Here is a 26124-nt window from a genome sequence, read left to right as displayed (position 1 = left end):
CCACCCGTGAGGTCACACCCGGAGTCATGGGTCATTGACACCCCTTGACTCCCTATAGCTGGCAAGTATCTTGCCCCCCTTCCGAGGGGAGTACCTACTCCCACTGTCTGGAGGGAGTCACATCGCTCGCGACCAAAGAACGAACCGCCGTATTCGCGCTCGCGAGGTCCGCGTCGTAGGACCTGAGGGAGAGCAGCTCGGTGTCCTGCCGATCGAAGCAGCCTTGGAGCGGGCTCAGTCCGCGGGGATGGACCTCGTCGAGGTCAACCCGATGGCCAAGCCGCCGGTCTGCAAGATCATGGACTACGGCAAGTTCAAGTATGAGGAGAAGAAGCGAGCCTCGGAAGCGAAGAAGAAGCAGGTCGTCGTCCATCTGAAGGAGATCAAGCTCCGCCCGAAGACGGAGGAGCATGACTACGAGTTCAAGGTCCGCAACGTGCGCCGGTTCCTCGAGGAGGGAAACAAGGCCAAGGTCACGATCATGTTCCGTGGCCGTGAGATCACGCACAAGGAGCTGGGCTCGGCCATCCTGGATGACGTCACCAAGGATTTGAAGGACGTGGCGGTGGTGGAGCAGGTGCCCCGGATGGAAGGGCGCCAGATGTTCATGATCATCGCTCCCAACCCGAAGGTGGCGGCGCGGGCGCGTGAGATGGCTCGGCAGCAGGCGGCGGCGGCGGAGAAGTCGGACAAGCCCGAAGGTGGTAAGAAGCCCGAGGCGGCGGGCAGTGGTAAGCCCGAGGGGCAGGTGGCGGCTCAGGCCCCAGCGCCTGCTCCCGCGGCAGCCGCTCTGGTGCAGTCCGAGGGAGCGAAATAGTTGGACCCGGCCAGCGGCTTCCAAGCCGTCGGCCCTGACACACGCTGACGGCGATTCGCTGCGGCGGATGGGTAGTTGAAGGAAGGAACCGCAAGATGCCCAAGTTGAAGACCCGTAGCGGCGCCAAGAAGCGCTTCCAGGTGAAGAAGACCGGCAAGGTGAAGTTCGGCAAGGCCCTCGGTAAGCACCTCTTCACCCACGCCAAGTCCCAGAAGCTCAAGCGCGAGCACCGCGGCACCGGCCACCTGAAGGACATGGATGGCAAGAAGGTGGTCAAGGAGATGTTCCCCTACGGGGCGAACTAGCAGCACGTAGTCCAGAGGGCCCTGTCGGTGCGGTGAACAGCCGGAGCCGGGGGTTTTCAAACACCTCGCAGCAGTCAGGAGTCAGCAATGCGCGTCAAGAAGGGTTTCAAGGCTCGTCGCCGTCGTAATAGGATTCTGAAACTGGCCAAGGGTTACCGTGGCCGCCGCAAGAACTGCTACAAGCGGGCCAACCAGGCCGTGGAGCGCGCGCTGGATTACGCCGCCCGTGATCGCGCCGCCCGCAAGCGGAACTTCCGCTCGCTGTGGATCGTTCGCATCAACGCGGCCGCCCGCACCGTGGGCCTGTCCTACTCGCGGCTGATCGCCGGCCTGGCCAAGAACAAGATCGCCCTGGATCGCAAGGTCCTGTCCGACATGGCCATCTCGGATCCCGCTGGTTTCGCCGCTGTCGCCAAAATCGCGAAGGCGGCCTGAGTGATGAGGGCCGGTCCCCATGGCCGGCCTCGAGAGTGAGCGGCCGCGGTCTTCCCCTGGAAGGCCGTACCGCTCGCGAGTTTGAAACGGGCTGCCCCTCGGGCGGCCCTTTTTTTTGGCCCCGGCTCGGCCGGGAAAGGGAGGCGAAGTTCCATGCGAGATCGCTTGCAGGCACTCGCGGATGCGGCGCGGCGGGAGATCTCCGTCGCCTCGGAGCCGTCCGCGGTGGAGGCGCTCCGAATCCGCTACCTCGGCAAGAAGGGTGAGCTGTCCGGTGTCCTCGGAGGAATGGGCAAGCTGCCCCCCGACGAGCGCCGCGCCCTCGGCGAGGTAGCCAACCAGGTCAAGGCGGAGATTGAGAAGCTCCTGGCCGATGCCGTCCAGCGCGCTGAGGACGCGGCCCTGGAGGCCGAGCTGCGCGGTCCCAAGCTGGATGTGACGCTGCCCGGTCGCGCCGCGACCCCCGGCAGCCGCCACCCGGTGTCCCGGACGATGGAGGAGATCGTCCGCACCTTCCAGCGGCTCGGTTTCGAGGTGGCCCACGGGCCGGAGATCGAGCTGGACTACTACAACTTCGAGGCGCTCAACCTCCCGAAGGACCACCCTGCGCGCGACATGCAGGACACCTTCTATGTGGACGAGGCCTCGCTCGGCCACGCGAAGAAGGCGGACAGCCCCGTGCTGCTGCGCACGCACACGTCCCCGGTGCAGGTGCGCTTCATGCTCAACCGCAAGCCGCCCTTCCGCGCCGTCATGCCCGGCCGCGTCTACCGGCGCGACTCGGACATCACCCACACGCCCATGTTCCACCAGGTGGAGGGCCTGCTGGTGGACAAGGACGTCAGCTTCGCCGAGCTCAAGGGCACCCTGGATGCCTTCGTGAAGGCCTTCTTCGGTTCGGACACGCGCACGCGCTTCCGCCCCTCCTTCTTCCCCTTCACCGAGCCCTCGGCCGAGGTGGACATCTCCTGCACCTCGTGCGGGGGCAAGGGCTGCCGCATCTGCAAGCAGACCGGCTGGCTGGAGGTGCTCGGCAGCGGCATGGTGCACCCCAACGTCTTCAAGTACAGCGGCTACGACCCCTCCGAGGTCACCGGGTACGCGTTCGGCATGGGCGTGGAGCGCATCGCCATGCTGCGCTACCGGATCGACGACCTGCGGATGATGTTCGAGAACGACGCGCGCTTCCTGGAGCAGTTCTAATGAAGATCTCGGTCAAGTGGCTCGGTGACTATGTGGCGCTGCCGGCCAGCGTCGATGAGCTGGCGCGCAAGCTGACCGCCGTGGGGCTGGAGATCGAGGGCCTCGAGCGCCCCGGCGAGGGTCTGCGCGGCGTGGTGGTGGCGCAGATCAAGGAGTCCGTCCAGCACCCCAACGCGGACAAGCTGTCCGTCACGAAGATCGACATGGGCGGTGCGGAGACGCTGCAGGTGGTCTGCGGCGCCAAGAACTTCAAGGTCGGCGACAAGGTGCCGCTGGCCACCATCGGCACGAAGCTGCCCAATGGTGTGGAGATCAAGCAGGCCCCCCTGCGCGGCGTGGACAGCTTCGGCATGCTCTGCTCCTCCAAGGAGCTGGGCCTCTCCGAGGAGTCCTCCGGCCTGCTCATCCTTCCGCAGGATTTGAAGGTCGGCACGCCCATCGCCCAGGCGCTCGGGCTGGATGACGTGGTGATGGAGGTGAACGTCACCCCGAACAGGCCGGATGCCCTGTCGCACCTGGGCGTGGCTCGCGAGGTGGCCGTGGCCACCGGCGGCACCCTGCGTCCGCCCCAGCCGAAGCTCGCCGAGTCCGGTGCCCCCGCCTCCGAGAAGGTCAAGGTGCGCATCGAGGACCCGGTGCGCTGCCCGCGCTACGCGGCTCGCGTCATCGAGAACGTGAAGATCGGCCCCTCGCCCCAGTGGTTGCAGGACCGGCTCAAGGCCTGTGGTGTGCGCCCCATCAGCAACGTGGTGGACGTCACCAACTTCGTCCTCCTCGAGTACGGCCAGCCGCTGCACGCCTTCGACCTGGACAAGGTGGCCGGCCAGGAGATCATCGTCCGCACCGCGAAGCCGGGCGAGAAGATGACCACGCTCGACGGCAAGGAGCGGGCGCTGGAGCCCGAGGATCTGCTCATCTGCGACCGCGATCGGGCTCAGGCCCTCGCCGGCGTCATGGGCGGCCAGGACAGTGAGGTGAGCGCGGGCACCACGCGCGTGCTGCTCGAGTCCGCCTTCTTCCAGCCTTCGAGCATCCGCCGCTCCTCCAAGCGCCACGGCCTGCACACCGAGGCCTCGCACCGCTTCGAGCGCGGCGTGGACCTCGATGCCACCATTGCAGCCGCGGATCGGGCAGCGGCCCTCATCGCCGAGCTGGCCGGTGGCACCGTGGCCCCGGGCCGGGTGGACGTGTACCCGCAGCCCCAGCCGCCGCGCCGCGTGACGCTGCGCTACGGCCGCGTGGAGAAGGTGCTCGGCGTGGCCATCCCCGAGGCCGAGTGCCGCCGCATCCTCGGCACCCTGGGCTTCAAGCAGGTGGAGGAGGGGAGCGGGCAGACCACCTTCGAGGTGCCCCGCGCCCGCGTGGACGTGGAGCGCGAGGAGGACCTCATGGAGGAGCTCGCCCGCGTCTACGGCTACGACAACATCCCCGCCCGGCTGCCGCGCGGCCTCGCCGAGCTGGGGCCCGAGCCCGCCACCTCCGAGGCCGAGCGCCGCACCCGCCAGGCCCTCTCCGGCATGGGGTTGAGTGAAGTGGTGAACTACTCCTTCGTCGCGCCGCGCTCCCTGGAGGTGCTGGGCGGGAAGGACAAGCCCGTGGCGCTCCTCAACCCGCTGAGCGTGGAGCAGTCGGTGATGCGCACCAGCCTGCTGCCGGGTCTGCTGGAGAACCTCTCCCGCAGCGTCCGTCACCAGGTGGACGCGGTGGCCCTCTACGAGACGGGTCGGGCCTACTTCCAGGACCCCGAGGGCGGTCAGGGCCAGCGTCCCGCCACCCGCGAGGTGCACCGCCTGGGAGGCCTCGTGTGGGGCCTGCGCGGCGGGCGGACGTGGACGCAGAAGGAGGCTCGGGCGGACTTCTATGACGCCAAGGGCGCCCTGGAGGCCGTGCTGCACGCGCTCCATGTGGACGGCGTTCGCTTCGTCCCCGCGGAGGCTCCCGCGTACCACCCGCGCGCCTGCGCTCGAGTGGAGCTGGCCGATGGCACCGTCCTGGGCTACGTGGGCGAGTTGCACCCTCGGGTCACCAAGGCCCTGGAGCTGCCTCGGGACGTCTTCGCCTTCGAGGTGGACACGGCGCCGCTGTACGCCGCCGCCCGTCTCGTGCCCGCGTACCAGGGCCTGCCGCGCTTCCCCGCCGTGCTTCGGGACCTGGCCGTGGTGGTGCCCCTGGAGCTCCAGAACGACGAGGTCCGCCGCGTCATCCTGGAGGTCGGTGGCCCCTTGGTGGAGGACGCCCTCATCTTCGACGTCTACACCGGCAAGCAGATCGCCGAGGGCCACAAGAACCTGGCCTACGCCATCCGCTATCGCTCGCCCGAGCGCACGCTCACCGACGCCGAGGTGAGCACCGCCCACCAGCGCATCATCTCCGAGGTCAACCAGCGCCTGGGTGGTGCCCTGCGGACCTGACGTAGGGGGTATGCGGGAAAACCTGAGTGAAACCGGTGGGTTGACAGCGATCAGGGAAGGCTGTCACAGTCCGCCGGGTTCACCGCAGAGAGGGGCGCGAAGGTACTCGCATGACCAAGGCGGACATCATCGAAGGGGTCTACGAGAAGGTCGGCTTCTCCAAGAAGGAGTCGGCGGAGATCGTCGAGCTCGTGTTCGACACCTTCAAGGAGACGCTGGAGCGCGGGGACAAGATCAAGATCTCGGGGTTCGGCAACTTCCAGGTGCGCCAGAAGAAGGCGCGCGTGGGCCGCAACCCGCAGACCGGCAGGGAGATCGAGATCTCGGCCCGCCGCGTGCTGACCTTCCGGCCGAGCGCGGTCCTGAAGGCCGCCCTCAACGGCGAGCAGATTCCGGAGAACCACTCCGAGCTGGACGCTGCTGAGGACGCCGCCGCCGACGCGGCCGAGGCCGCTGGTCTGGATCCTGAGGATCTGGACGAAGAGCTGGAGGAGGTCGAGGAGTACAAGGCCTCCGCTAGCGGAATGAAGGCCAAGGCCGAGTGAGTTTTTGAAGGGCTGCCCGATCTCGTACTTGACCTGTGAGACGGGTAACGGCATAAGGCAGCCCATCTCGCCGACGCACTCGGCGGGACGACGCAACGGGGCGTAGCGCAGCCTGGTAGCGCACTTGCTTGGGGTGCAAGTGGTCGCTGGTTCAAATCCAGTCGCCCCGACCAAAATGAAGGCCCTGGAGTTTCACCGCAAGGTGGGCTCCAGGGCCTTTGTTTTTTGGCTCTCGGGCTCCAGCTCTCGAAGCGTGCTGAACGCCGAGCACGTCGTGGGCGGCAGGTAAAAGCGCCGGGCCCCGCACCTGCCGGAGCCCTGCCTCGCCCGCCTTTGCCAGCAGCCACATCAAACTGCCTGAGTGGCTGCGTGGTCAGTCACGTCACTCGTTGGCGCGCTCCAGGAGATCGGCCAGCGCGCGTGCGAGCTCGTCGACCTCCGGAGCCCGCAGGACGGTGTAGTGGTCGCCGGGAATCTCGCGCACCTTCAGCTCGGCGGCGTGGCCTCCCCAACCCCGGTCTTCCGCCTCCGAGGGCTCCAGCTTCGTGTCTCGGCCTCGCAGCACGGTGAGGGCGCCCGGGAAGGTGCCCAACGTGTACCGCTGGAGCGCACGGCGGTTGGCGGTGAAGACGCGCAGCAGGGCGTGGAGCTGCTCCAGGCCCGCATCTGGAATGAGGATGCCTGCTTCCCGGCCCTCCTTTAGCAGGCGCTCCAGCAGCGCCTTCGAATCCCCCTCGGGGATCTCCGAGGGCGCGGAGGGCGAGATGCCGGCCGTGCGCGCCAGGTCCAGGGCGAACAGCGCCGCCGAGGTCGCGTCGTCGTCGGACACCGCGCCCCGTGCCAGCGAGGTGGGGCTGGGCTCGATGAGGGCGAGGACGTCCACCGTCTCGCCGCGCAGGCGCAGCAGGCGGGCCATCTCGAAGGCAACGACCGCTCCGAGCGACCAGCCTCCCAGCCGATAGGGGCCCTGGGGCTGGACGGCGCAGATGGCGTCCACGTAGCTGGCCGCCATGGCCTCGATGGACTCGTGCGGAGGGAGCGTCCCCTCGAGCCCCTGGGCCTGCAGGCCGTAGAAGGGCTGCTCGGGACCGAGCCGCCGGGCCAGCTCGGTGTAGCAGAACACCGTGCCGCCCACCGGATGGACGCAGAAGAGGGGCACTCGCGAGCCACCCCGCTGGATGGGCACGAGCGGGGTCCACGGCGCGGGCTCGTGTCGCAGGAGAGCGGCGAGTCCCTCGACGGTGGGGGCTTGGAAGAGTGCTGACACAGGCAGGGTGCGGCCCGTGCGCGCGCGCAGCGTGGACACCAGCCGCACCGCCAGCAGCGAGTGGCCACCCAGCTCGAAGAAGTCGCTCCGTGCACTGACCGGAGAGACGCCGAGCAACTCCTCGAAGATCCGAGCCAGCTCCAGCTCGTACGCGTCTCGCGGCGGAACGTACGCCCGCTGTGAGGTCGTCCCCTCCGGTGCAGGCAGGACCTTGCGATCCACCTTGCCATTGGGCGTCAGGGGGAAGGACTCCAGCACCATGAAGGAGGCGGGGACCATGAAGTCCGGGAGGCGCTCGCGAAGGTGCGCACGCAGGGCCTCGGGCTCGAGCACCGAGCCCTTTACGGGCACCACGTACGCCACCAGGCGCTTGTCGCCCTCGGGGTACTGGCGAGCCAGCACCACCGAGCCTTCGACGGAGGCATGCTGGCGCAGCACGGACTCAATCTCCCCCAGCTCGATGCGGAAGCCGCGCACCTTCACCTGGTGGTCGATGCGGCCCAGGTATTCGAGCTGACCATTGGGCAGCCGCCGAGCCAGGTCGCCAGTGCGGTACATGCGGGCACCGGGCAGGGGGCTGAAGAGGTCAGGCAGGAAGCGCTCTGCGGAGAGCTCCGGACGGCCGAGGTAGCCACGAGCCAGCCCTGCGCCGGCCAGGTACAGCTCACCGGGAACGCCGATGGGCTGCAGTTCCAGCTGAGGGCTGAGGACGTAGGCACTCGTCTGAGGCAGGGGCACGCCAATGGTGGGCTCGCCCGGGCCCTCGGGGACGCGAGTGAAGGTGGAGTAGGTGGTGTCCTCGGTGGGGCCGTAGAGGTTGAAGACGTGCTGGACGGTGCCGGTGGCGTACAGGCCACGCACCAGAGAGCCCGGCAGCGGCTCTCCGGCGAGGTTGATGGTGCGCACCGAGGGAGGAATGGCCCCCAGCCGCAGCAGCTCGGCGATGGCCGAGGGTACGGTGTTGACGAGCGTCACCTCGTTAGCTGCCGGCAGGTTGGCCAGAGCGAGCGCGTCGCGGGCGAGCAGCACGGTGCCACCGCACGTCAGGGGCGCGAAGAGCTCGAAGACAGACAAGTCGAAGCAGATGGAGGTGGCGGCGAGGGTGCCGGCCAGCTGCTCACGCGAGAAGGTGCGAGTGGACCAGTCGAGGAAGGCGGTGGCGCTGGCGTGGGAGATGGCGACGCCCTTGGGCCGGCCGGTGCTGCCGGAGGTGTAGATGACGTAGGCGAGGTTCTCCTCGGTGGCCGAGCAGGTGGGCGTGGAGGTGGAGAGAGAGGAGAAGGACTGGGGCAGGGCGTCGAGGCAGACGACGCGAGCGTCACCGGTGGCGAGCTGGAGGGAGTCGAGCAGGGCCTGGTGGGAGAGAAGCAGCCGGGCGCCGGAGTCGAGGAGGGTGGAGTCGAGGCGCTGGCGGGGGTAGTCCGGGTCGAGGGGGACGTAGGCGCCACCGGCCTTGAGGATGGCCAGCAGGGAGACGAGGAGCTGAGAGGAGCGCTCCATGCAGACGGCGACGCGCACCTCGGGGCCGACACCGAGAGACAGGAGGTGGTGGGCCAGTTGGTTGGCGCGAGCGTCGAGCTGCCGGTAGGAGAGGCGCTCTTCACCGCAGACGAGGGCGGTGGCCTCGGGAGTGCGGGCCACCTGCTCGGCAATGAGTTGGGGAATGACGCCGCGGCGCAGAGAGGTGCGCGTGTCGTTCCACTCCACCAGCAGCCGGTGGTGCTCCTCGTCACGGAGCAGGGGCAGCGTGGCAATGGGGCGCTGGGGCTCGCGGGCAATAGACTCCAGCAGGACGAGGAAGTGCTCGGCCAGACGCGCCGCCGTGCCGGAGTCGAAGAGGTCGGTGTTGTACTCGAGGTGTCCGGAGAAGCCGCCTGCGTGCTCGGCCAGTCCGAGGCTCAGGTCGAAGCGGGAGGAGGAGCCCTCGAGCTCCAGCGGACGCAAGGAGACACCGGGCAACTGCAGCGGCTCGGTAGGCGTGTTCTGCAGGACGAACATCACCTGGAAGAGAGGCGAGTAGCTGAGGCTGCGCTCGGGGCGCAATTCCTCCACCAGCTTCTCGAAGGGGACGTCCTGGTGCTCGTAGGCGCCGAGGGTGGTGGCCTTCACCTGTGCCAGCAGCTCCAGGAAGGAGAGCTCCGGGGACAGGTGCGAGCGCAGCACGAGGGTGTTGACGAAGAAGCCGATGAGGCCTTCCAGCTCGGCACGGGTGCGGCCGGCGATGGGAGAGCCGACGGAGACGTCCTGCTGGCCGGAGTAGCGAGAGAGCAGCAGTTGCCAGGCGGCCAGCAGCACCATGAAGGGCGTAGCGCCATGCTGGCGGGCCAGGGCGTTGAGCCGTGAGGCGAGCTGAGCGGGCAGGTGCAGGGGCAAGGCGGCGCCGCGGGAGGACTGCACGGAGGGCCTCGGCCTGTCGGTGGGCAACTCCAACAGGGCTGGGGCGCCGGAGAGGTGCTGACGCCAGTAGTCGAGCTGGGCCTGCAGGACGGGCCCTTGCAGCCAGGCGCGCTGCCAGGCGGCGTAGTCGGCGTACTGCACGGGGAGGGCAGGCAGAGCAGGCGTCTGGCCCGAGGCGAGCGCGGAGTAGAGAGCACCCACCTCCCGCACCAGCACACCCATGGACCAGCCGTCGGAGACGGAGTGGTGCAGGGTGAGCACCAGCACATGGCGCTGAGGCGACAGCCGCAGCAGCAGAGCGCGCAGCAGCGGCCCGCTCTCCAGGTTGAAGGTGCGCTGCACTTCCTGGGTGATGCGCTGCTTCAGCTCCGCCTCGCTCAGGTCGACAATCGGCAGGGGAATGTCGAGGCGAGGATGGATGACCTGGACGGGCTCGTCGCCCTGGAGGTCGAACGTGGTGCGCAGCGACTCGTGGCGGAGCACGAGCGCCTCCAGCGCCTGCTGCAGCAGCGAGGCGTCCAGCTCACCGTCGAGCATGACGGCGGACGGAATGTTGTAGGTGGTGCTGCCCGGCTCCAGCCGATCGATGAACCACAGACGCTGTTGGGCGAAGGACAGCGGCAGTGCCCCGTCGCGTGGCATGGGCCGCAGCGGTGGCTGATCGCGATTGTCCCGGCGTCCGGCCTCGAGCCGGGTGGCGAGCGCGGCCACGGTGGGCGCCTCGAAGAGCGCTCGCAGGGGCACTTCCACGCCGAAGGCGGCGCGGATGCGCGAGACAATCCGCGTGGCCAGCAGCGAGTGGCCTCCCAGGGCGAAGAAGTCGTCCTGCCGGCCCACCCGCTCCACCTGAAGCACCTGGGCCCATAGCGAAGCGAGCAACTCCTCCGTGGGAGTGCGCGGCGCCTCATACGTGCGCGTGGCGTCTCGAGGCGCGGCGTCCGGAGCGGGGAGGGCCTTGCGATCCACCTTGCCGTTGGGAGTCAGGGGGAAGGACGCCAGCACCATGAAGGAGGCGGGGACCATGAAGTCCGGGAGGCGCTCGCGGAGGTGCGCACGCAGGGCCTCGGGTTCGAGCACCGAGCCCTTTACGGGCACCACGTACGCCACCAGGCGCTTGTCGCCCTCGGAGTACTGGCGAGCCAGCACCACCGAGCCTTCGACGGAGGCATGCTGGCGCAGCACGGACTCAATCTCCCCCAGCTCGATGCGGAAGCCGCGCACCTTCACCTGGTGGTCGATGCGGCCCAGGTATTCGAGCTGACCATTGGGCAGCCGCCGAGCCAGGTCGCCAGTGCGGTACATGCGGGCACCGGGCAGGGGGCTGAAGAGGTCAGGCAGGAAGCGCTCTGCGGAGAGCTCCGGACGGCCGAGGTAGCCACGAGCCAGCCCTGCGCCGGCCAGGTACAGCTCACCGGGAACGCCGATGGGCTGCAGTTCCAGCTGAGGGCTGAGGACGTAGGCACTCGTCTGAGGCAGGGGCACGCCAATGGTGGGCTCGCCCGGGCCCTCGGGGACGCGAGTGAAGGTGGAGTAGGTGGTGTCCTCGGTGGGGCCGTAGAGGTTGAAGACGTGCTGGACGGTGCCGGTGGCGTACAGGCCACGCACCAGAGAGCCCGGCAGCGGCTCTCCGGCGAGGTTGATGGTGCGCACCGAGGGAGGAATGGCCCCCAGCCGCAGCAGCTCGGCGATGGCCGAGGGTACGGTGTTGACGAGCGTCACCTCGTTAGCTGCCGGCAGGTTGGCCAGAGCGAGCGCGTCGCGGGCGAGCAGCACGGTGCCACCGCACGTCAGGGGCGCGAAGAGCTCGAAGACAGACAAGTCGAAGCAGATGGAGGTGGCGGCGAGGGTGCCGGCCAGCTGCTCACGCGAGAAGGTGCGAGTGGACCAGTCGAGGAAGGCGGTGGCGCTGGCGTGGGAGATGGCGACGCCCTTGGGCCGGCCGGTGCTGCCGGAGGTGTAGATGACGTAGGCGAGGTTCTCCTCGGTGGCCGAGCAGGTGGGCGTGGAGGTGGAGAGAGAGGAGAAGGACTGGGGCAGGGCGTCGAGGCAGACGACGCGAGCGTCACCGGTGGCGAGCTGGAGGGAGTCGAGCAGGGCCTGGTGGGAGAGAAGCAGCCGGGCGCCGGAGTCGAGGAGGGTGGAGTCGAGGCGCTGGCGGGGGTAGTCCGGGTCGAGGGGGACGTAGGCGCCACCGGCCTTGAGGATGGCCAGCAGGGAGACGAGGAGCTGAGAGGAGCGCTCCATGCAGACGGCGACGCGCACCTCGGGGCCGACACCGAGAGACAGGAGGTGGTGGGCCAGTTGGTTGGCGCGAGCGTCGAGCTGCCGGTAGGAGAGGCGCTCTTCACCGCAGACGAGGGCGGTGGCCTCGGGAGTGCGGGCCACCTGCTCGGCAATGAGTTGGGGAATGACGCCGCGGCGCAGAGAGGTGCGCGTGTCGTTCCACTCCACCAGCAGCCGGTGGTGCTCCTCGTCACGGAGCAGGGGCAGCGTGGCAATGGGGCGCTGGGGCTCGCGGGCAATGGACTCCAGCAGGACGAGGAAGTGCTCGGCCAGACGCGCCGCCGTGCCGGAGTCGAAGAGGTCGGTGTTGTACTCGAGGTGTCCGGAGAAGCCGCCTGCGTGCTCGGCCAGTCCGAGGCTCAGGTCGAAGCGGGAGGAGGAGCCCTCGAGCTCCAGGGGACGCAGGGAGACACCGGGCAGACGCAGAGGCTCAGCGGGAGTGTTCTGCAGGACGAACATCACCTGGAAGAGAGGCGAGTAGCTGAGGCTGCGCTCAGGGCGAAGCTCCTCCACCAGCTTCTCGAAAGGGACGTCCTGGTGCTCGTAGGCGCCCAGGGTGGTGGCCTTCACCTGGGCCAGCAACTCCTGGAAGGAGAGCTCCGGGGAGAGGTGAGAGCGCAGCACGAGGGTGTTGACGAAGAAGCCGATGAGGCCTTCCAGCTCGGCGCGGGTGCGGCCGGCGATGGGAGAGCCGACGGAGACGTCCTGCTGGCCGGAGTAGCGAGAGAGCAGCAGTTGCCATGCGGCCAGTAGCAGCATGAAGGGGGTGGCGCCGTGCTGACGGGCCAGGGCGTTGAGCCGAGAGGCAAGCTGCGCGGGCACGTGCAGGGGCAGGGCGGCGCCGCGGGAGGACTGGACGGAGGGCCGCGGCCTGTCGGTGGGCAACTCCAGCAGGGCCGGGGCGCCGGAGAGCTGCTGACGCCAGTAGTCGAGCTGGGCCTGCAGGACGGGCCCTTGCAGCCAGGCGCGCTGCCAGGCGGCGTAGTCGGCGTATTGCACGGGCAGGGCGGGCAGGGAGGGCGTCTGGCCCGAGGCGAGCGCGGAGTAGAGTGCCCCCACCTCCCGCACCAGCACGCCCATGGACCAGCCGTCGGAGATGACGTGGTGCAGGGTGAGCACCAGCACGTGGCGCTGAGGGGAGAGCCGCAGCAGCAGGGCGCGCAGCAGCGGCCCGCTCTCCAGGTTGAAGGTGCGCTGCACCTCCTGGGTGATGCGCTGCTTCAGCTCCGCCTCGCTCAGGTCGACAATCGGCAGGGGAATGTCGAGGCGGGGATGGATGACCTGGACGGGCTCGTCGCCCTGGAGGTCGAACGTGGTGCGCAGCGACTCGTGGCGGAGCACGAGCGCCTCCAGCGCCTGCCGCAGCAGCGAGGTGTCCAGCTCACCGTCGAGCATGACGGCGGACGGAATGTTGTACGCGGAGCTGCCCGGCTCCAGCCGATCGATGAACCACAGACGCTGCTGGGCGAAGGACAGCGGCAGCGCTCCGTCGCGCGGCACGGGCCGCAGAGGCAGCTGCTCGCGGTTGTCCTGGCGTCCGGCCTCGAGCCGGGTGGCGAGCGCGGCCACCGTGGGGGCCTCGAAGAGTGCTCTCAGGGGCAGCTCGGTGCCCAGGTCCCTCCGCACTCGCGAGACAAGCTGGGTGGCCAGCAGCGAGTGGCCGCCCAGGGCGAAGAAGTCGTCCTGCCGGCCCACCCGCTCCACCTGAAGCACCCGGGCGAAGATGCCCGCCAGGCGCTCCTCCAGCGGCGTGCTCGGCGCCACGTAGGCGAGGCCATTCTGCGCACCCTCCGGCGTGGGCAGGGCCTTGCGGTCCACCTTGCCGTTCGAGGTCAGCGGCATCGACTCCAGCAAGACGAAGGCCGAGGGCACCATGTACTCCGGCAGCGACTTCTTGAGCCATGCGCGGAGCTCGGCGACGTCGGGCGGCTCGCCTGGTGCGTGCACCACGTAGGCCACCAGGCGCTGGAGACCCGGCACATCCTCGCGCACCAGCACGAGCGTGTCCCGCACCTCCGGGTGCTGGCGCAGCGCGGACTCAATCTCCCCGAGCTCGATGCGGAAGCCGCGCAGCTTCACCTGGTGGTCGATGCGGCCCAGGTACTCGATCTCCCCGTCGGGCAGCCAGCGCGCCCGGTCTCCCGTGCGGTAGAGCCGCGCGCCCGGAACGGTGCTGAAGGGATTGGGCACGAAGCGCTCGGCGGTGAGCTCTGGCCGGCCCAGGTAGCCGCGTGCCAGACCCGCCCCGCCGATATAGAGCTCCCCGGGCACGCCCACGGGCGCCGGGTTCAGGTACGCATCCAGCACGTAGGTCTGCACGTTGGTCAGCGGGCCGCCCAGGGTGGGGCGCTTCCCGGCTCCACGCACCGCGCGGACGGTGGCATCCACGGTGCATTCCGTGGGGCCGTAGACGTTGAAGCACTCGATATGCGGATGCGTGGAGAGCCGGGCCCAGAGCGCCTCATCCACCGCCTCGCCGCCGACCAGCACGCGCAGGGAGCGGTGCGCGCCCAGCCCTTCTTCCATGAGCAGGCGCAGGTGCGACGGGGCGCAGTCCAGTACCTCCACGCCATGCCGCTCCAACCAGGCCAGCAGCAGGCGTGTGTCCTCGCGCGCCGCCTGCGGCACCACGCACAGGGTATGCCCATCGGCGAGCTGGATGAGCTGCTTGACGGAGGCGTCGAAAGCCAGCGGTGCGTTGACGCTGACGCGCAGGGGTTTGTCCACGCCCGCGTAGACGGTGGTCGCCAGCGCCGCCCGCAGGTTCATCACCGAGGCGTGTTGCACCATGACGCCCTTGGGCCTGCCGGTGCTGCCGGAGGTGTAGATGACGTAGGCGAGGTGCTGGGGGGCACTGAGTGGCGGAGGGTTGGACTCGGGCTGCTGGCCGTGGGCGGGCTGTGCGGTGTCCATGCAGAACACCTCCACCTCTTGTCCGGCGAACAGGCCCGCCAGCCGCTGCTGCGTGAGCACCCACCTGGCGCGAGAGTCCTGCACCATGTAGCTCAGGCGCTCGGCGGGATAGGTGGGGTCCATGGGGACGTAGGCCCCGCCCGCCTTGAGGATGCCGAGGAGCGCCACGAGCATGTCCCCCGAGCGCTCCATGCACAGGCCCACGCGGGACTCGGGTCCCACGCCCCGGGCCCGCAGAGTCCAGGCGAGCTGATTGGCGCGGCGGTTGAGCTCGGAGAAGGTGAGCGCGCGCTCGTCATCGAGCACGGCCACTCTGTCCGGGGTGAGGGCCGCGCGGCGCTCGATGCGCTCGTGCCAGCAGCCCTGCCATTCCACCTCGCGGCGCGTGTCGTTCCAGGCCTCCAGCAGCGTGTGGCGCTCCGGCTCCGGCAGCAGCGCGGCCTGCTCGTAGCGGCCGTGCGGATGGGAAGCCAGGGCTTCCAGCGCGCGCAGGTAGTACTGCCCCACGACCTGTGTCCGCTCCGCCTCCTGCCTCGTGCCGGTGCTGGAGATGGCGAACGCCAGGGCCGAGGTGTCCGGATCCTGGGTGAAGGTGACACCCTGGGCCAGCTCCATCCATGCGGCGCTCTGCCTGTCGTCCAGGAAGCGCAGGCCCTTTTTCTGGGACAGCCCTCCAGCGACGTGGAAGTGGACGAAGTTGAAGAGCGTGTGGAACAGGGGCTGGCCGCCCAGCTTCTGCTTGAGCCGCGCCATGGGGTAGCGGCGGTGGGGCAGCAACTCCTGCTCACGCTTCGCCACCTCGCGGATCAGCTCCACCCACGTCCCTCCGCCGAGCGCCACCGGGAAGGGCACGCTGTTGAGGAACAGGCCAATCATCCGCTCGCCGTCAATGACCTCCGGACGGCCGTTGGTGACGATGCCGGTGATGGCGGACGTACTGCCCGCGAGGAAGCCGCGGACGCGCAGGTGCGCGGCCAGCAGCACCGTCCTCAGTGTCACGCCGGTGTCGTGGGCCACTCGCTGCAGCGCCTCCTGGAGGGACTTGGGGATGCGCACCATGTGGTGGTGCAGCACGCGCTCCCCGGCCTCGGCCAGGTGCGGGCGGGCGCCGGCCGTCTCCGCTCCCTCCATGCGCTCCAGCCAGAAGCGCTCGCTCTGGGCGGAGTGGAGGGCCTCGCGCTCCAACGCCACGAACTGCCGGTAGGTGGCGGCCGGGGGCGGGGCGGCGGGGGCGTCATTCCCTTCCAGCAGCTCGAGGTAGCGGCCCAACATCTCCGAGAGCAGGGATGCGGCGCTCCACCCATCGAGGATGGCGTGGTGGAAGATGACGGTGAGCTGGAGGGTGGTGCTGGTGCGCCGGTGCACGACGAGGCGGAGCAGGGGGGCCTGGCTCCAGTCGAAGGGCTGGCGGCGCTCGGCCTCCGCCCACTCGCGCAGGAAGGTGCCCTGGCGGGCGGCTTCCAGGTGCCGGAGGTCCTCGATGTGCAGCGGCGGTGTGATCTGCCGGTGGACGAGCTGGAGCGGCTCTTCGTAACCGTCCAGGTGGAACGAGGTGCGCAGGATGGTGTGACGTGCGAGCAGCTCCTCGAAGGCCTGGCGCAGCGGGGCCTCACGCAGCTCCACCTCCAGGTGGAAGCTGAACATGTCGTGATAGATGCCGGCCGAGGGATCCAACGCGCTCTCGAAGAGCATGCCGGTCTGGAGCGTGGCCAGCGGGTAGGCGTCCTCCACGTCCCCGGGCAGGCGCTCGCGGTCCGCCTCTGGCACGAGGCTGAAGGGCGCGACGGCGCTCGCGGGAGCAGCGGCGCCGCTCGTGGCCTTCACCACGCCGGAGAGCTCGCGGATGGTGGGGTGCTGGAGCAACTGCAGGATGGGCAGCTCCAGCCCGCGCTCCCGCAGCCTGGCGACCACCTGGATGCTGCGGATGGAGTCACCGCCCAGATCGTAGAAGCTGTCGTCGATACCGACCTGGCGGACGCCCAGCACCTCGGACCAGACCGCGGCCAGGGCCTGCTCGGTGGCGTCTCGCGGCGCCTCGAAGGGCGAGTCCGTCATTGTCCGATCCGCGTCCGGCGCGGGCAGGGCCTTGCGGTCCACCTTGCCATTGGGCGAGAGCGGCAGGGCCTCCATGGGGATGAAGACCGCGGGCACCATGTACTCGGGCAGCGTGCGCAGCAGGTGCTCGCGCAGGGTCCGGGGCTCCACCGACTCCGGGCCATCCGTGCCCACGACGTAGGCCACCAGGCGCTTGTCACCCGGCGAGTCCTCGCGCGCCAGCACCACGGCCTCCTGCACGTCCGGCGACTGCCGGAGCACGGACTCGATTTCGCCCAGCTCGATGCGGAAGCCGCGCACCTTCACCTGGAAGTCGGTGCGGCCCAGGAACTCCAGCGTGCCGTCGTTGCGCCAGCGGACCCGGTCGCCCGTGCGGTAGAGCCGCTCTCCGGGCGTGGTGGCGAGGGGGTGGGGGACGAACTTCTCGGCCGTCAGCTCCGGCTGGTTGAGGTAGCCCCACGCCAGGCCGTGTCCGCCGACATACAGCTCTCCGGGCACGCCCACGGGGACTGGCTCCATGTGCGAGTCCAGCACGTAGGCCGTGGAGTGGCCCAGCGGACGGCCAATGGGCACGGAGGTGCCGGACCACGCTCCGGCGCGCAGGGTATGGGTGGCGGAGAAGGTCGTGTTCTCCGTGGGGCCGTAGCCGTTGACGAGCACGGCGCCCTCGGGGAGGCGCTCGAGGTGCTGGCGCACGCGCTGCGCCGGCAGCACGTCACCGCCCGCGAGCACCTGGCGTACCCGGGCCAGGGCCTCACCCTGGTGCAGCACCACCTGCTCGAAGAGGGCCGCCGTCAGCCACAGCGTGGTGATGCCGTGGCCGGTGAGCAGCGCGCCCAATTCCTCCAGCGAGGGCGTGTGCGGCGGGGCCAGCACCAGCCGGGCGCCGTGCAGCAGCGCGCCCCAGAGCTCCAGCGTGGAGGCGTCGAAGGCCACCGGGGCTAGCTGGAGGAAGACCTCCTCGGGCCCGAAGTGGATGAAGGGATTGGCGAGCACCAGCCGCGTCACGGCCCGGTGGGGAATGCACACGCCCTTGGGCCGGCCGGTGCTGCCGGAGGTGAACATGACGTAGGCCAGGTCGTCACCGCCCACGGCCGCGGCCGGAGGCGCGCCGTCCGGCAGGCCTGCGATGAGGTCCGCGTCCGAGTCCAGGCACACGAACAGGCCGGCGGAGGGCAGCGTGTCCGCCAGCGCCTCCTGCGTGACGATGACGCCGACGCCTGCTTCCTGGATCAGCAGCGAGATGCGCTCGGCCGGGTAGTGGTGGTCGATGGGCACGTAGCCACCGCCGGCCTTGAGGATGCCGAGCAGCCCCACCACCAGATCCACCGAGCGCTCCAGGCACAGGCCCACGCGGGTGCCCGGCATGACGCCGTAGGCGCGCAGGTGGTGCGCGAGCTGGTTGGAGCGGCGCTCCAGCTCGCCGTACGTGAGCTGCTCCTCACCGCGGATCAGCGCCACCGCGTCCGGGGTGCGCGCGGCCTGCTCGGAGAAGAGGGCGTGCAGGGGCGTGTCGCGCGGGAACTCCGCGGACGTCGCGTTCCAGTGGACCAGCAGCTGCTCGCGCTCGCTGGCGGTGAGCAGGGGCAGCTCGCCCAGGCGCCGGTCCTCGCCCGCGACGATGGCCTCCAGCAGCGTGCGGTAGTGCCCCATCATGCGCCCGGCGGTGGAGGCGTCGAACAGGTCCGTGTTGTAGTTGAGCGCGCCGCCGAGCCCCTCCGGGGATTCCTCCAGCACGAGGCTCAGGTCGAACTTGACGGTCTCCAGCTCCGTGTCCAGCACGCGCAGCGACAGCCCCGGCAGCTCCAGGCGCACGGGCGGCGTGTTCTGCAGGGTGAAGGTGACCTGGAAGAAGGGAGAGCGGCTCGGGTTCCTCGCCGGCTGCAGCACCTCCACCAGCTTCTCGAAGGGGACGTCCTGGTGCTCGGCGGCACCCAGGGCCGCTCCCTTCACCTGGGCCAGCAGCTCGCGGAAGGTGAGCTCCGGCGGCAGGCGGGAGCGGAAGACGAGGGTGTTGACGAAGAAGCCGATGAGCCCCTCGAGCTCGGGGCGGGTGCGGCCAGCGATGGGCGAGCCAACGGAGACGTCCTGCTGGCCGGAGTAGCGCGACAGCAACAGCTGCCAGGTGGCCAGCAGCACCATGAAGGGCGTGGCGCCGTGTCGGCGCGCCAGATCCGCCACGGCCCGGGACAGGTCCGCCGGGAAGCGCACGGGGAGGAACGCGCCGCGGTACGTCTGCACCGCGGGGCGAGGCCGGTCCGTGGGCAGCTCCAGGGCGGCGGGCGCTCCGGCGAGCTGCTCACGCCAGTAGTCCAGCCGGGCGTCCAGTACCGGTCCCTGCATCCACTCGCGCTGCCAGGCGGCGTAGTCGGCGTACTGCACCGGCAGGGGGGGCAGTCCGACTTGCTGGCCCCGGGTGGCGGCCTCGTAGCCGGCGACCACCTCGTGCACCAGCACGCTAACGGACCAGCCGTCCGACACGATGTGGTGCATCGTTACCAGCAGGACGTGGTGCTCCGGGGCCAGGCGCAGCAGGTGCGCGCGGAACAAGGGGCCGCGCCGCAGGTCGAACGGGCGGTGGGCCTCCTCCACCGCCAGCCGCCGCGCCGTGGCCTCGCGCTCGGCCTCCGGCAGCGTGGACAGGTCGGTGAGGGGCAGCTCCATCGCCGCGGGCGGGTGGACGATCTGGACGGAGACCTCTCCCTCCTCGCGGAAGGTCGTGCGCAGCGCCTCGTGCCGGTTCACCACCGTGCGGAGGCCCTGCTCCATCGCGCGCACGTCGAGCGCGCCGTCGATGCGCAGCGCGGCGGGGTTGTTGTACGTGGCGCTGCCGGGCGTCAGTTGCTCCACCACCCACAGGCGCTGCTGGGCGAAGGACAGCGGCAGCGCCCCGTCGCGCGGCACGGGCCGCAGCGGAGGCTGCCCGGCGGAGGTGGAGCCCGCGTCGCGTCCTCCCTGGAGGCGCTCGGCGAGCGCGGCCACCGTGTGGGCTTCGAAGATCGCTCGCAGGGGCAGCTCGGTGCCCAGGTCCCTCCGCACTCGCGAGACAAGCTGGGTGGCCAGCAGCGAGTGGCCTCCCAGGGCGAAGAAGTCGTCGTGGATGCCGATCCGCTCCAACCGGAGCACCTGGGCGAAGATACCCGCCAGGCGCTCCTCCAGCGGCGTGCGCGGCGCCACGTAGGCGAGGCCATTCCGCGCCCCCTCCGGTGCGGGCAGGGCCTTGCGGTCCACCTTGCCGTTCGAGGTCAGCGGCATCGACTCCAGCAAGACGAAGGCCGAGGGCACCATGTACTCCGGCAGCAACTTCTGGAGCCAGACGCGGAGCGCGGCGACGTCGGGCAGCTCGCCTGGTGCGTGCACCACGTAGGCCACCAGGCGCTGGAGACCCGGCACATCCTCGCGCACCAGCACGAGCGTGTCCCGCACCTCCGGGTGCTGGCGCAGCGCGGACTCTATCTCCCCGAGCTCGATGCGGAAGCCACGCAGCTTCACCTGGTGGTCGATACGGCCCAGGTACTCGAGCTCCCCGTGGGACAGCCAGCGCGCCCGGTCTCCCGTGCGGTAGAGCCGCGCGCCCGGAGCCGTGCTGAAGGGGTTGGGCACGAAGCGCTCGGCGGTGAGCTCTGGCCGGTCCAGGTAGCCGCGCGCCAGGCAGTCCCCGCCGAGGTAGAGCTCCCCGGGCACGCCTACGGGCGCCGGGTTCATGTACGCATCCAGCACGTAGGTCTGCACGTTGGCCAGCGGGCCGCCCAGGGTGGGGCGCTTCCCGGCTCCGCGCACCGCGCGGACGGTGGCATCCACGGTGCATTCCGTGGGGCCATAGACGTTGAAGGAATCGATGTGCGGATGCGTGGAGAGTTGATCCCAGAGCGCCTCATCCACCGCCTCGCCGCCGACCAGCACGCGCAGGGGGCGGTGCGCGCCCAGTCCTTCTTCCATGAGCAGGCGCAGGTGCGACGGAGCGCAGTCCAGCACCTCCACGGCATGCCGCTCCAACCAGGCCACCAGCAGGCTCGCGTCCTCGCGCGCGGCCTGCGGCACCACGCACAGGGTATGCCCGTCGGCCAGCTGGATGAGCTGCTGGACGGAGGCGTCGAAAGCCAGGGGTGCGTTGACGCTGACGCGCAGGGGCTTGTCCACGCCCGCGTAGGCGGTGGCCGCCAGCGCCGCCCGCAGGTTCATCACCGAGGCGTGCTGCACCATGACGCCCTTGGGCCTGCCGGTGCTGCCGGAGGTGTAGATGACGTACGCGAGGTGCTGGGGGGCACTGAGTGGCGGAGGGTTGGACTCGGGCTGCTGGCCGTGGGCGGGCACCGCGGTGTCCATGCAGAACACCTCCACCTGCTGCCCGGCGAACAGGCCCGCCAGCCGCTGCTGCGTGAGCACCCAGCCGGCACGGGAGTCCTGCACCATGTAGCTCAGGCGCTCGGCGGGATAGGTGGGGTCCATGGGGACGTAGGCCCCGCCCGCCTTGAGGATGGCGAGGATCGCCACGACCATGTCCACCGAGCGCTCCATGCACAGGCCCACGCGGGACTCGGGTCCCACGCCCCGGGCACGCAGGGTCCAGGCGAGCTGGTTGGCGCGGCGGTTGAGCTCGGAGAAGGTGAGCGCGCGCTCGTCATCGAGCACGGCCAGGTTGTCCGGGGTGAGGGCCGCACGGCGCTCGACGCGCTCGTGCCAGCAGCCCTCCCATTCCACCTCGCGGCGCGAGCCGTTCCAGGCCTCCAGCAGCGTGTGGCGCTCCTCGGTGCGCAGCAGGGGCAGCGTGGCCAGGGGGCGCTGCGGCTCGCTGGCGATGGACTCCAGCAGCAAGCCGAAGTGCTCGGCCATGCGAGCCACCGTGCCGGAGTCGAAGAGGTCGGTGTTGTACTCGAGGCGTCCGGAGAAGCCGCCGGAGTGCTCGGCCAGTTCGAGGCTCAAGTCGAAGCGGGCCGCGGAGCCCTCGAGCTCCAGCGGACGCAGCGAGACACCGGGCAACTGCAGGGGCTCGGTGGGCGTGTTCTGCAGGACGAACATCACCTGGAAGAGAGGCGAGTAGCTGAGGCTGCGCTCAGGGCGAAGCTCCTCCACCAGCTTCTCGAAGGGGACGTCCTGGTGCTCGTAGGCGCCCAGGGTGGTGGCCTTCACCTGGGCCAGCAGCTCCTGGAAGGAGAGCTGCGGTGACAGGTGCGAGCGCAGCACGAGGGTGTTGACGAAGAAGCCGATGAGGCCTTCCAGCTCGGCGCGGGTACGGCCGGCGATGGGAGAGCCGACGGAGACGTCCTGCTGGCCGGAGTAGCGAGAGAGCAGCAGTTGCCAGGCGGCCAGCAGCACCATGAAGGGGGTGGCGCCGTGCTGGCGGGCCAGGGCGTTGAGGCGGGAGGCGAGCTGCGCGGGCAGGTGCAGGGGCAGTACGGCGCCGCGGTAGGACTGCACTGCGGGCCGTGGCCTGTCGGTGGGCAGCTCCAGCAGGGCCGGGGCGCCGGAGAGCTGCTGGCGCCAGTAGTCGAGCTGGGCCTGCAGGACGGGCCCTTGTAGCCAGGCGCGCTGCCAGGCGGCGTAGTCGGCGTATTGCACGGGCAGGGCGGGCAGGGCGGGCGTCTGGCCCGAGGCGAGTGCGGAGTAGAGCGCACCCACCTCCCGTATCAGCACGCCCATGGACCAGCCGTCGGAGATGACGTGGTGCAGGGTGAGCACCAGCACGTGGTGCTGAGGGGAGAGCCGCAGCAGCAGGGCGCGCAGCAGCGGCCCGCTCTCCAGGTTGAACGTGCGCTGCACCTCCTGGGTGATGCGCTGCTTCAGCTCCGCCTCGCGAGCGGAGTCCTCCACCGCGCTCAGGTCGACGATCGGCAGGGAGACGTCCAGGTGCGGAAGGATGACCTGGACGGGCTCGTCGCTCAGGATGCCGAACGTGGTGCGCAGCGACTCGTGGCGGAGCACGAGCGCCTCCAGCGCCTGCCGCAGCAGCGAGGCGTCCAGCTCACCCTCGAGCATCACCGCGGACGGGACGTTGTACACCGTGCTGCCCGGCTCGAGCCGGTCGATGAACCACAGACGCTGCTGGGCGAAGGACAGCGGCAGCGCTCCCTCGCGCGGCATGGGCCGCAGCGGGGGCATTCGCGGCGACTCACGAAGGCCGGCGTCGAGGCGGGCGGCGAGCGCGGCCACGGTGGGCGCCTCGAAGAGCGCTCGCAGGGGCACTTCCACGCCGAGGTCGGCGCGGAGGCGGGAGGCGACCCGAGTGGCCAGCAGCGAGTGGCCGCCCAGCGCGAAGAAGTCGTCCTGCCGGCCCACCTTCTCCATCTGGAGCACCTGCGCCCAGAGCGAGGCGATCCGCTCCTCGGTGGGGGTGCGCGGCGCCTCGTAGTCGCGCGCTTCGCCCTGCGGTGCGACGTCCAGCGCGGTCAGGGCCTTGCGGTCCACCTTGCCGTTGGGCGACAGCGGGAAGGACTCCAGCGGCACGAAGGTCGAGGGCACCATGAAGTCCGGCAGGCGCTCGCGCAGGTGGCTCCGCAGGGACTCGGTCTGCGGGGCCTGTCCCTTCACGGGAACCAGGTAGGCCACCAGTCGCGTGTCACCCGCGCCGTACTGGCGCGCCAGCACCACCGCGCCGTCCACGGCCGCGTGCTGGCGCAGCACGGACTCGATCTCTCCCAGCTCGATGCGGAAGCCGCGCACCTTCACCTGCTGGTCCACGCGGCCCAGGAACTCCAGGCTCCCGTCGGACAGGAAGCGCACGAGGTCCCCGGTGCGGTACATGCGCGCTTCCGGCACGGGGCTGAACGGGTCGGCGAGGAAGCGCTCGGCGGTGAGCTCCGGACGGCTCAGGTAGCCACGGGTGACACCAGGGCCGCCGACGTAGAGCTCGCCCGGCACGCCCGTCGGCACGGGCTGGAGCGACTCGTCGAGCAGGTACACCGTGGTGTTGGGGATGGGGCGCCCGATCGGTACCAGCGGCCGGGAGTCCTCGGCGGAGCAGCGGTGCACCGAGCACCACACACTGGCCTCGGTGGGGCCGTACTCGTTGTAGAGGGTGGCCGGCAGCAGCGCATGGTGTTGCCGCACCAGCTCACGGGGGCAGGCCTCGCCCGCGACGATGGCCACCTTGAGGGAGTCCAGTGCGCGCGACTCGGCATGCTCGGCGAGCAGGAACTGGTACATGCCGGGTGCGCACAGCAGGTGCGTGGCCCGCTCCCGCGCCACCAGTTGCGCGACCCGCCGGGGCTCCTGCTGCGCTCCTTCCTGGGGGAGCACCAGCGTGCCGCCCTGAGTGAGCGCCCAGAAGATGCCGGCCACCGAGCTGTCGAACGAGAACGACGACAGCATGAGGTAGCGCTCCATCGGCTCCGGGTAGGAGGCGACGCGAGCGAACGTGGAGTGCGCGAGGTTGGCGTGGGTGACCGTCACGCCCTTGGGCCTGCCGGTGGAGCCGGAGGTGTAGATGATGTAGGCGAGGTGCTCCGGGCGCACGCCGCTCTCGGGTGCCGTCTCCCAGGGCTGTGACTCGACGCGAGACCACTCGGAGTCCAGGCAAAGCACGCGCTCGCCTGGCGCGCCCAGCCGCTCCAGCAGCGGGCGCTGTGTCAGCACCATGGCGAGGCCGGCGTCCTCCAGCATGAAGGCCAGCCGGTCCGCCGGGTAGCTCGGGTCGAGCGGCACGTAGGCGCCTCCCGCCTTGAGGATGCCCAGCAGCGCCACCACCAACTCCGGCGAGCGCTCCGCGCAGACACCCACCCGTACCTCGGGCCCCACGCCCTGCTCACGCAGGTACCACGCCAGTCGGTTGGCCCGCGCGTCGAGCTCGGCGTACGTCAGCCGTTGCTCACCGCAGACCAGCGCGGTGGCCTCGGGAGTGCGAGCCGCCTGGGTGGCAACGCGCAGGTGGAGGCACTGGCGCCAGTCCTCTGGCGCGGGGACCGTCGTGCCCTTCCCGGTCTCCAGCATGCGGAGGGACTCGCTCGGAGACAGCAGGGGCAGCGCCCTCACCTGGGTGTCCGGAGTGCGGACCTCCTCGCGCAGCAGCGTGAGGTAGTGCCCCACCATGCGCTCGGCGGTGGAGGCGTCGAACAGGTCCGTGTTGTAGGTGAGGATGCCGCTGAAGCCCCCGGGGGACTCTGCCAGCGCGAGCGTGAGATCGAACTGGGTGCTCTTGGCCTCCGGCCGCAGCACCTCCAGGTCCAGCCCCGGCAGCTTCTGCTCCGTGCCAGGGGTGTTCTGCAGGACGAACATCACCTGGAACAGCGGCGAGTAGCTCAGGCTGCGCTTGGGGCGCAGCTCCTCGACGAGCCGCTCGAAGGGGACGTCCTGGTGCTCGTAGGCGGCGAGCGTAGTGGCCTTCACCTGGGCCAGCAGTTCACGGAAGGAGAGCTCCGGCGACACCTGCGAGCGCAGCACGAGCGTGTTGACGAAGAAGCCGATCAGCCCCTCGAGCTCGGGGCGGCTGCGGCCGGCGATGGGAGAGCCGACGGAGATGTCCTGCTGGCCGGAGTAGCGCGACAGCAGGAGCTGCCAGGTGGCCAGCAGCACCATGAAGGGCGTGGCGCCGTGACGCTGGCCCAGTGCGACGACCGCCTCCGTCAGCTTCACGCCCATCTCCACCCGCACCGCGGCGCCCCGGAACGTCTGCGCGATGGGCCTCGGCCTGTCGGTGGGAAGCTCCAGCAGGGCAGGCGCCCCGGTGAGCTGGCGGCGCCAGTAGTCGAGCTGGCTCTGGAGCACCGAGCCCTGCAGCCACTCGCGCTGCCAGAGGGAGTAGTCGGAGTACTGCACCTCCAGCGGAGGCAGCATCGGCGTGCGCCCAGAGGCATACGCCGTGTACAGCACGGCCATCTCCTGCGCGAGCACGGCCGTGGACCAGCCGTCGGAGATGCTGTGGTGCATGGACAGCAGCAGCACGTGCCGGTCCGCGGCCAGCCGCAGCAGGGTGGTGCGGAACAGCGGCCCCACCGCCAGGTCGAACGGGCGCTGGCCCTCCTCGGACGCCAGCCGCCGCGCCTCGGGCTCGCGCTGGGCCTCCGGCAGGCCGCTCAGGTCGATGACAGGCAGCGGGTGCTCACCCACGGGCTGGATGACCTGTACGGGCAGGTCGTCCTCGCTGGTCCGGAAGCTGGTGCGCAGGGCCTCGTGGCGGCGCACCAGATCCTTCAGACCATGCTCCAGCGCCCGCATCTCCAGCGTGCCGTCCAGCCGCACGGCCACCGAGATGTTGTAGGCGGAGGCGCTCGCTCCTTCGATCTGGTTCAGCAGCCATAGGCGTTGCTGCGCGAACGAGGCCGGGAGGGGACCCGTGCCCTCCCTCTTCCGGAGCGCCGGAGGCGCAGCGGCCTCCCTCTGCTTCTGACGCTGGCGCAGTAGCGCTTCGAACAGCTCCCGCTGCTTGGGGGAGAGCTTGCTGAGCTGCTTGGTAATGTCGCTCATGGTGAGAAATCCAGAAGGGAAGGGACACACCTCCGCAGCCCGGCGAGGCCGGGGCGGGAGGCGGATTCAGTGAAGAAGGGCTTGTGCCCGGGCC

General features: G+C 70.1%; 7 protein-coding genes and 1 tRNA gene. 7 read left to right on the top strand and 1 reads right to left on the bottom strand.

Annotation, left to right across the window (positions count from 1 at the left end):
* Positions 1–70: 70 nt before the first annotated feature.
* The 7 genes from infC to OV287_RS28905 all read left to right on the top strand — a co-directional run bounded on the left by infC (position 71) and on the right by OV287_RS28905 (position 5889).
* The gene (infC, locus tag OV287_RS28935; protein WP_373371845.1) at positions 71–817 is read left to right on the top strand and encodes a translation initiation factor IF-3; all 747 of its coding nucleotides are present in this window, start codon (positions 71–73) and stop codon (positions 815–817) included.
* A gap of 95 nt (positions 818–912) precedes the next feature.
* Complete coding sequence (rpmI, locus tag OV287_RS28930) at positions 913–1122, top strand: 50S ribosomal protein L35 (protein WP_073561322.1); 210 nt, start codon at positions 913–915, stop codon at positions 1120–1122.
* 87 nt (positions 1123–1209) lie between these two features.
* The gene (gene rplT / locus OV287_RS28925; protein ID WP_267537281.1) at positions 1210–1557 is read left to right on the top strand and encodes a 50S ribosomal protein L20; all 348 of its coding nucleotides are present in this window, start codon (positions 1210–1212) and stop codon (positions 1555–1557) included.
* A 153-nt stretch (positions 1558–1710) separates the two neighbouring features.
* A complete protein-coding gene (pheS, locus tag OV287_RS28920) occupies positions 1711–2760 on the top strand; it encodes a phenylalanine--tRNA ligase subunit alpha (RefSeq protein WP_267537280.1) in 1050 nt (349 codons plus the stop codon).
* Positions 2760–5171, top strand: a complete 2412-nt coding sequence (pheT, locus tag OV287_RS28915; protein ID WP_267537279.1) for a phenylalanine--tRNA ligase subunit beta — start codon at positions 2760–2762, stop codon at positions 5169–5171. The genes pheS and pheT overlap by 1 nt, the downstream gene beginning before the upstream one ends.
* 110 nt (positions 5172–5281) lie before the next feature.
* Positions 5282–5716: an integration host factor subunit alpha gene (locus OV287_RS28910; protein WP_043407574.1), complete on the top strand. Its 435-nt coding sequence runs from the start codon at positions 5282–5284 to the stop codon at positions 5714–5716.
* A 96-nt stretch (positions 5717–5812) separates the two neighbouring features.
* Positions 5813–5889 (top strand) — tRNA-Pro (locus tag OV287_RS28905).
* Positions 5890–6098: 209 nt separating this feature from the next.
* Here OV287_RS28905 and OV287_RS28900 read toward each other — a convergent pair.
* Positions 6099–26030 (bottom strand): non-ribosomal peptide synthetase, encoded by a 19932-nt coding sequence (locus OV287_RS28900; protein WP_267537278.1) that lies wholly within the window; start codon positions 26028–26030, stop codon positions 6099–6101.
* Positions 26031–26124: the final 94 nt, after the last annotated feature.

This window comes from Archangium lansingense, assembly GCF_026626635.1.
GTDB classification, from domain to species: Bacteria; Myxococcota; Myxococcia; order Myxococcales; family Myxococcaceae; genus Archangium; species Archangium lansingense.
This window is presented reverse-complemented; position numbering and strand designations above follow the sequence as displayed.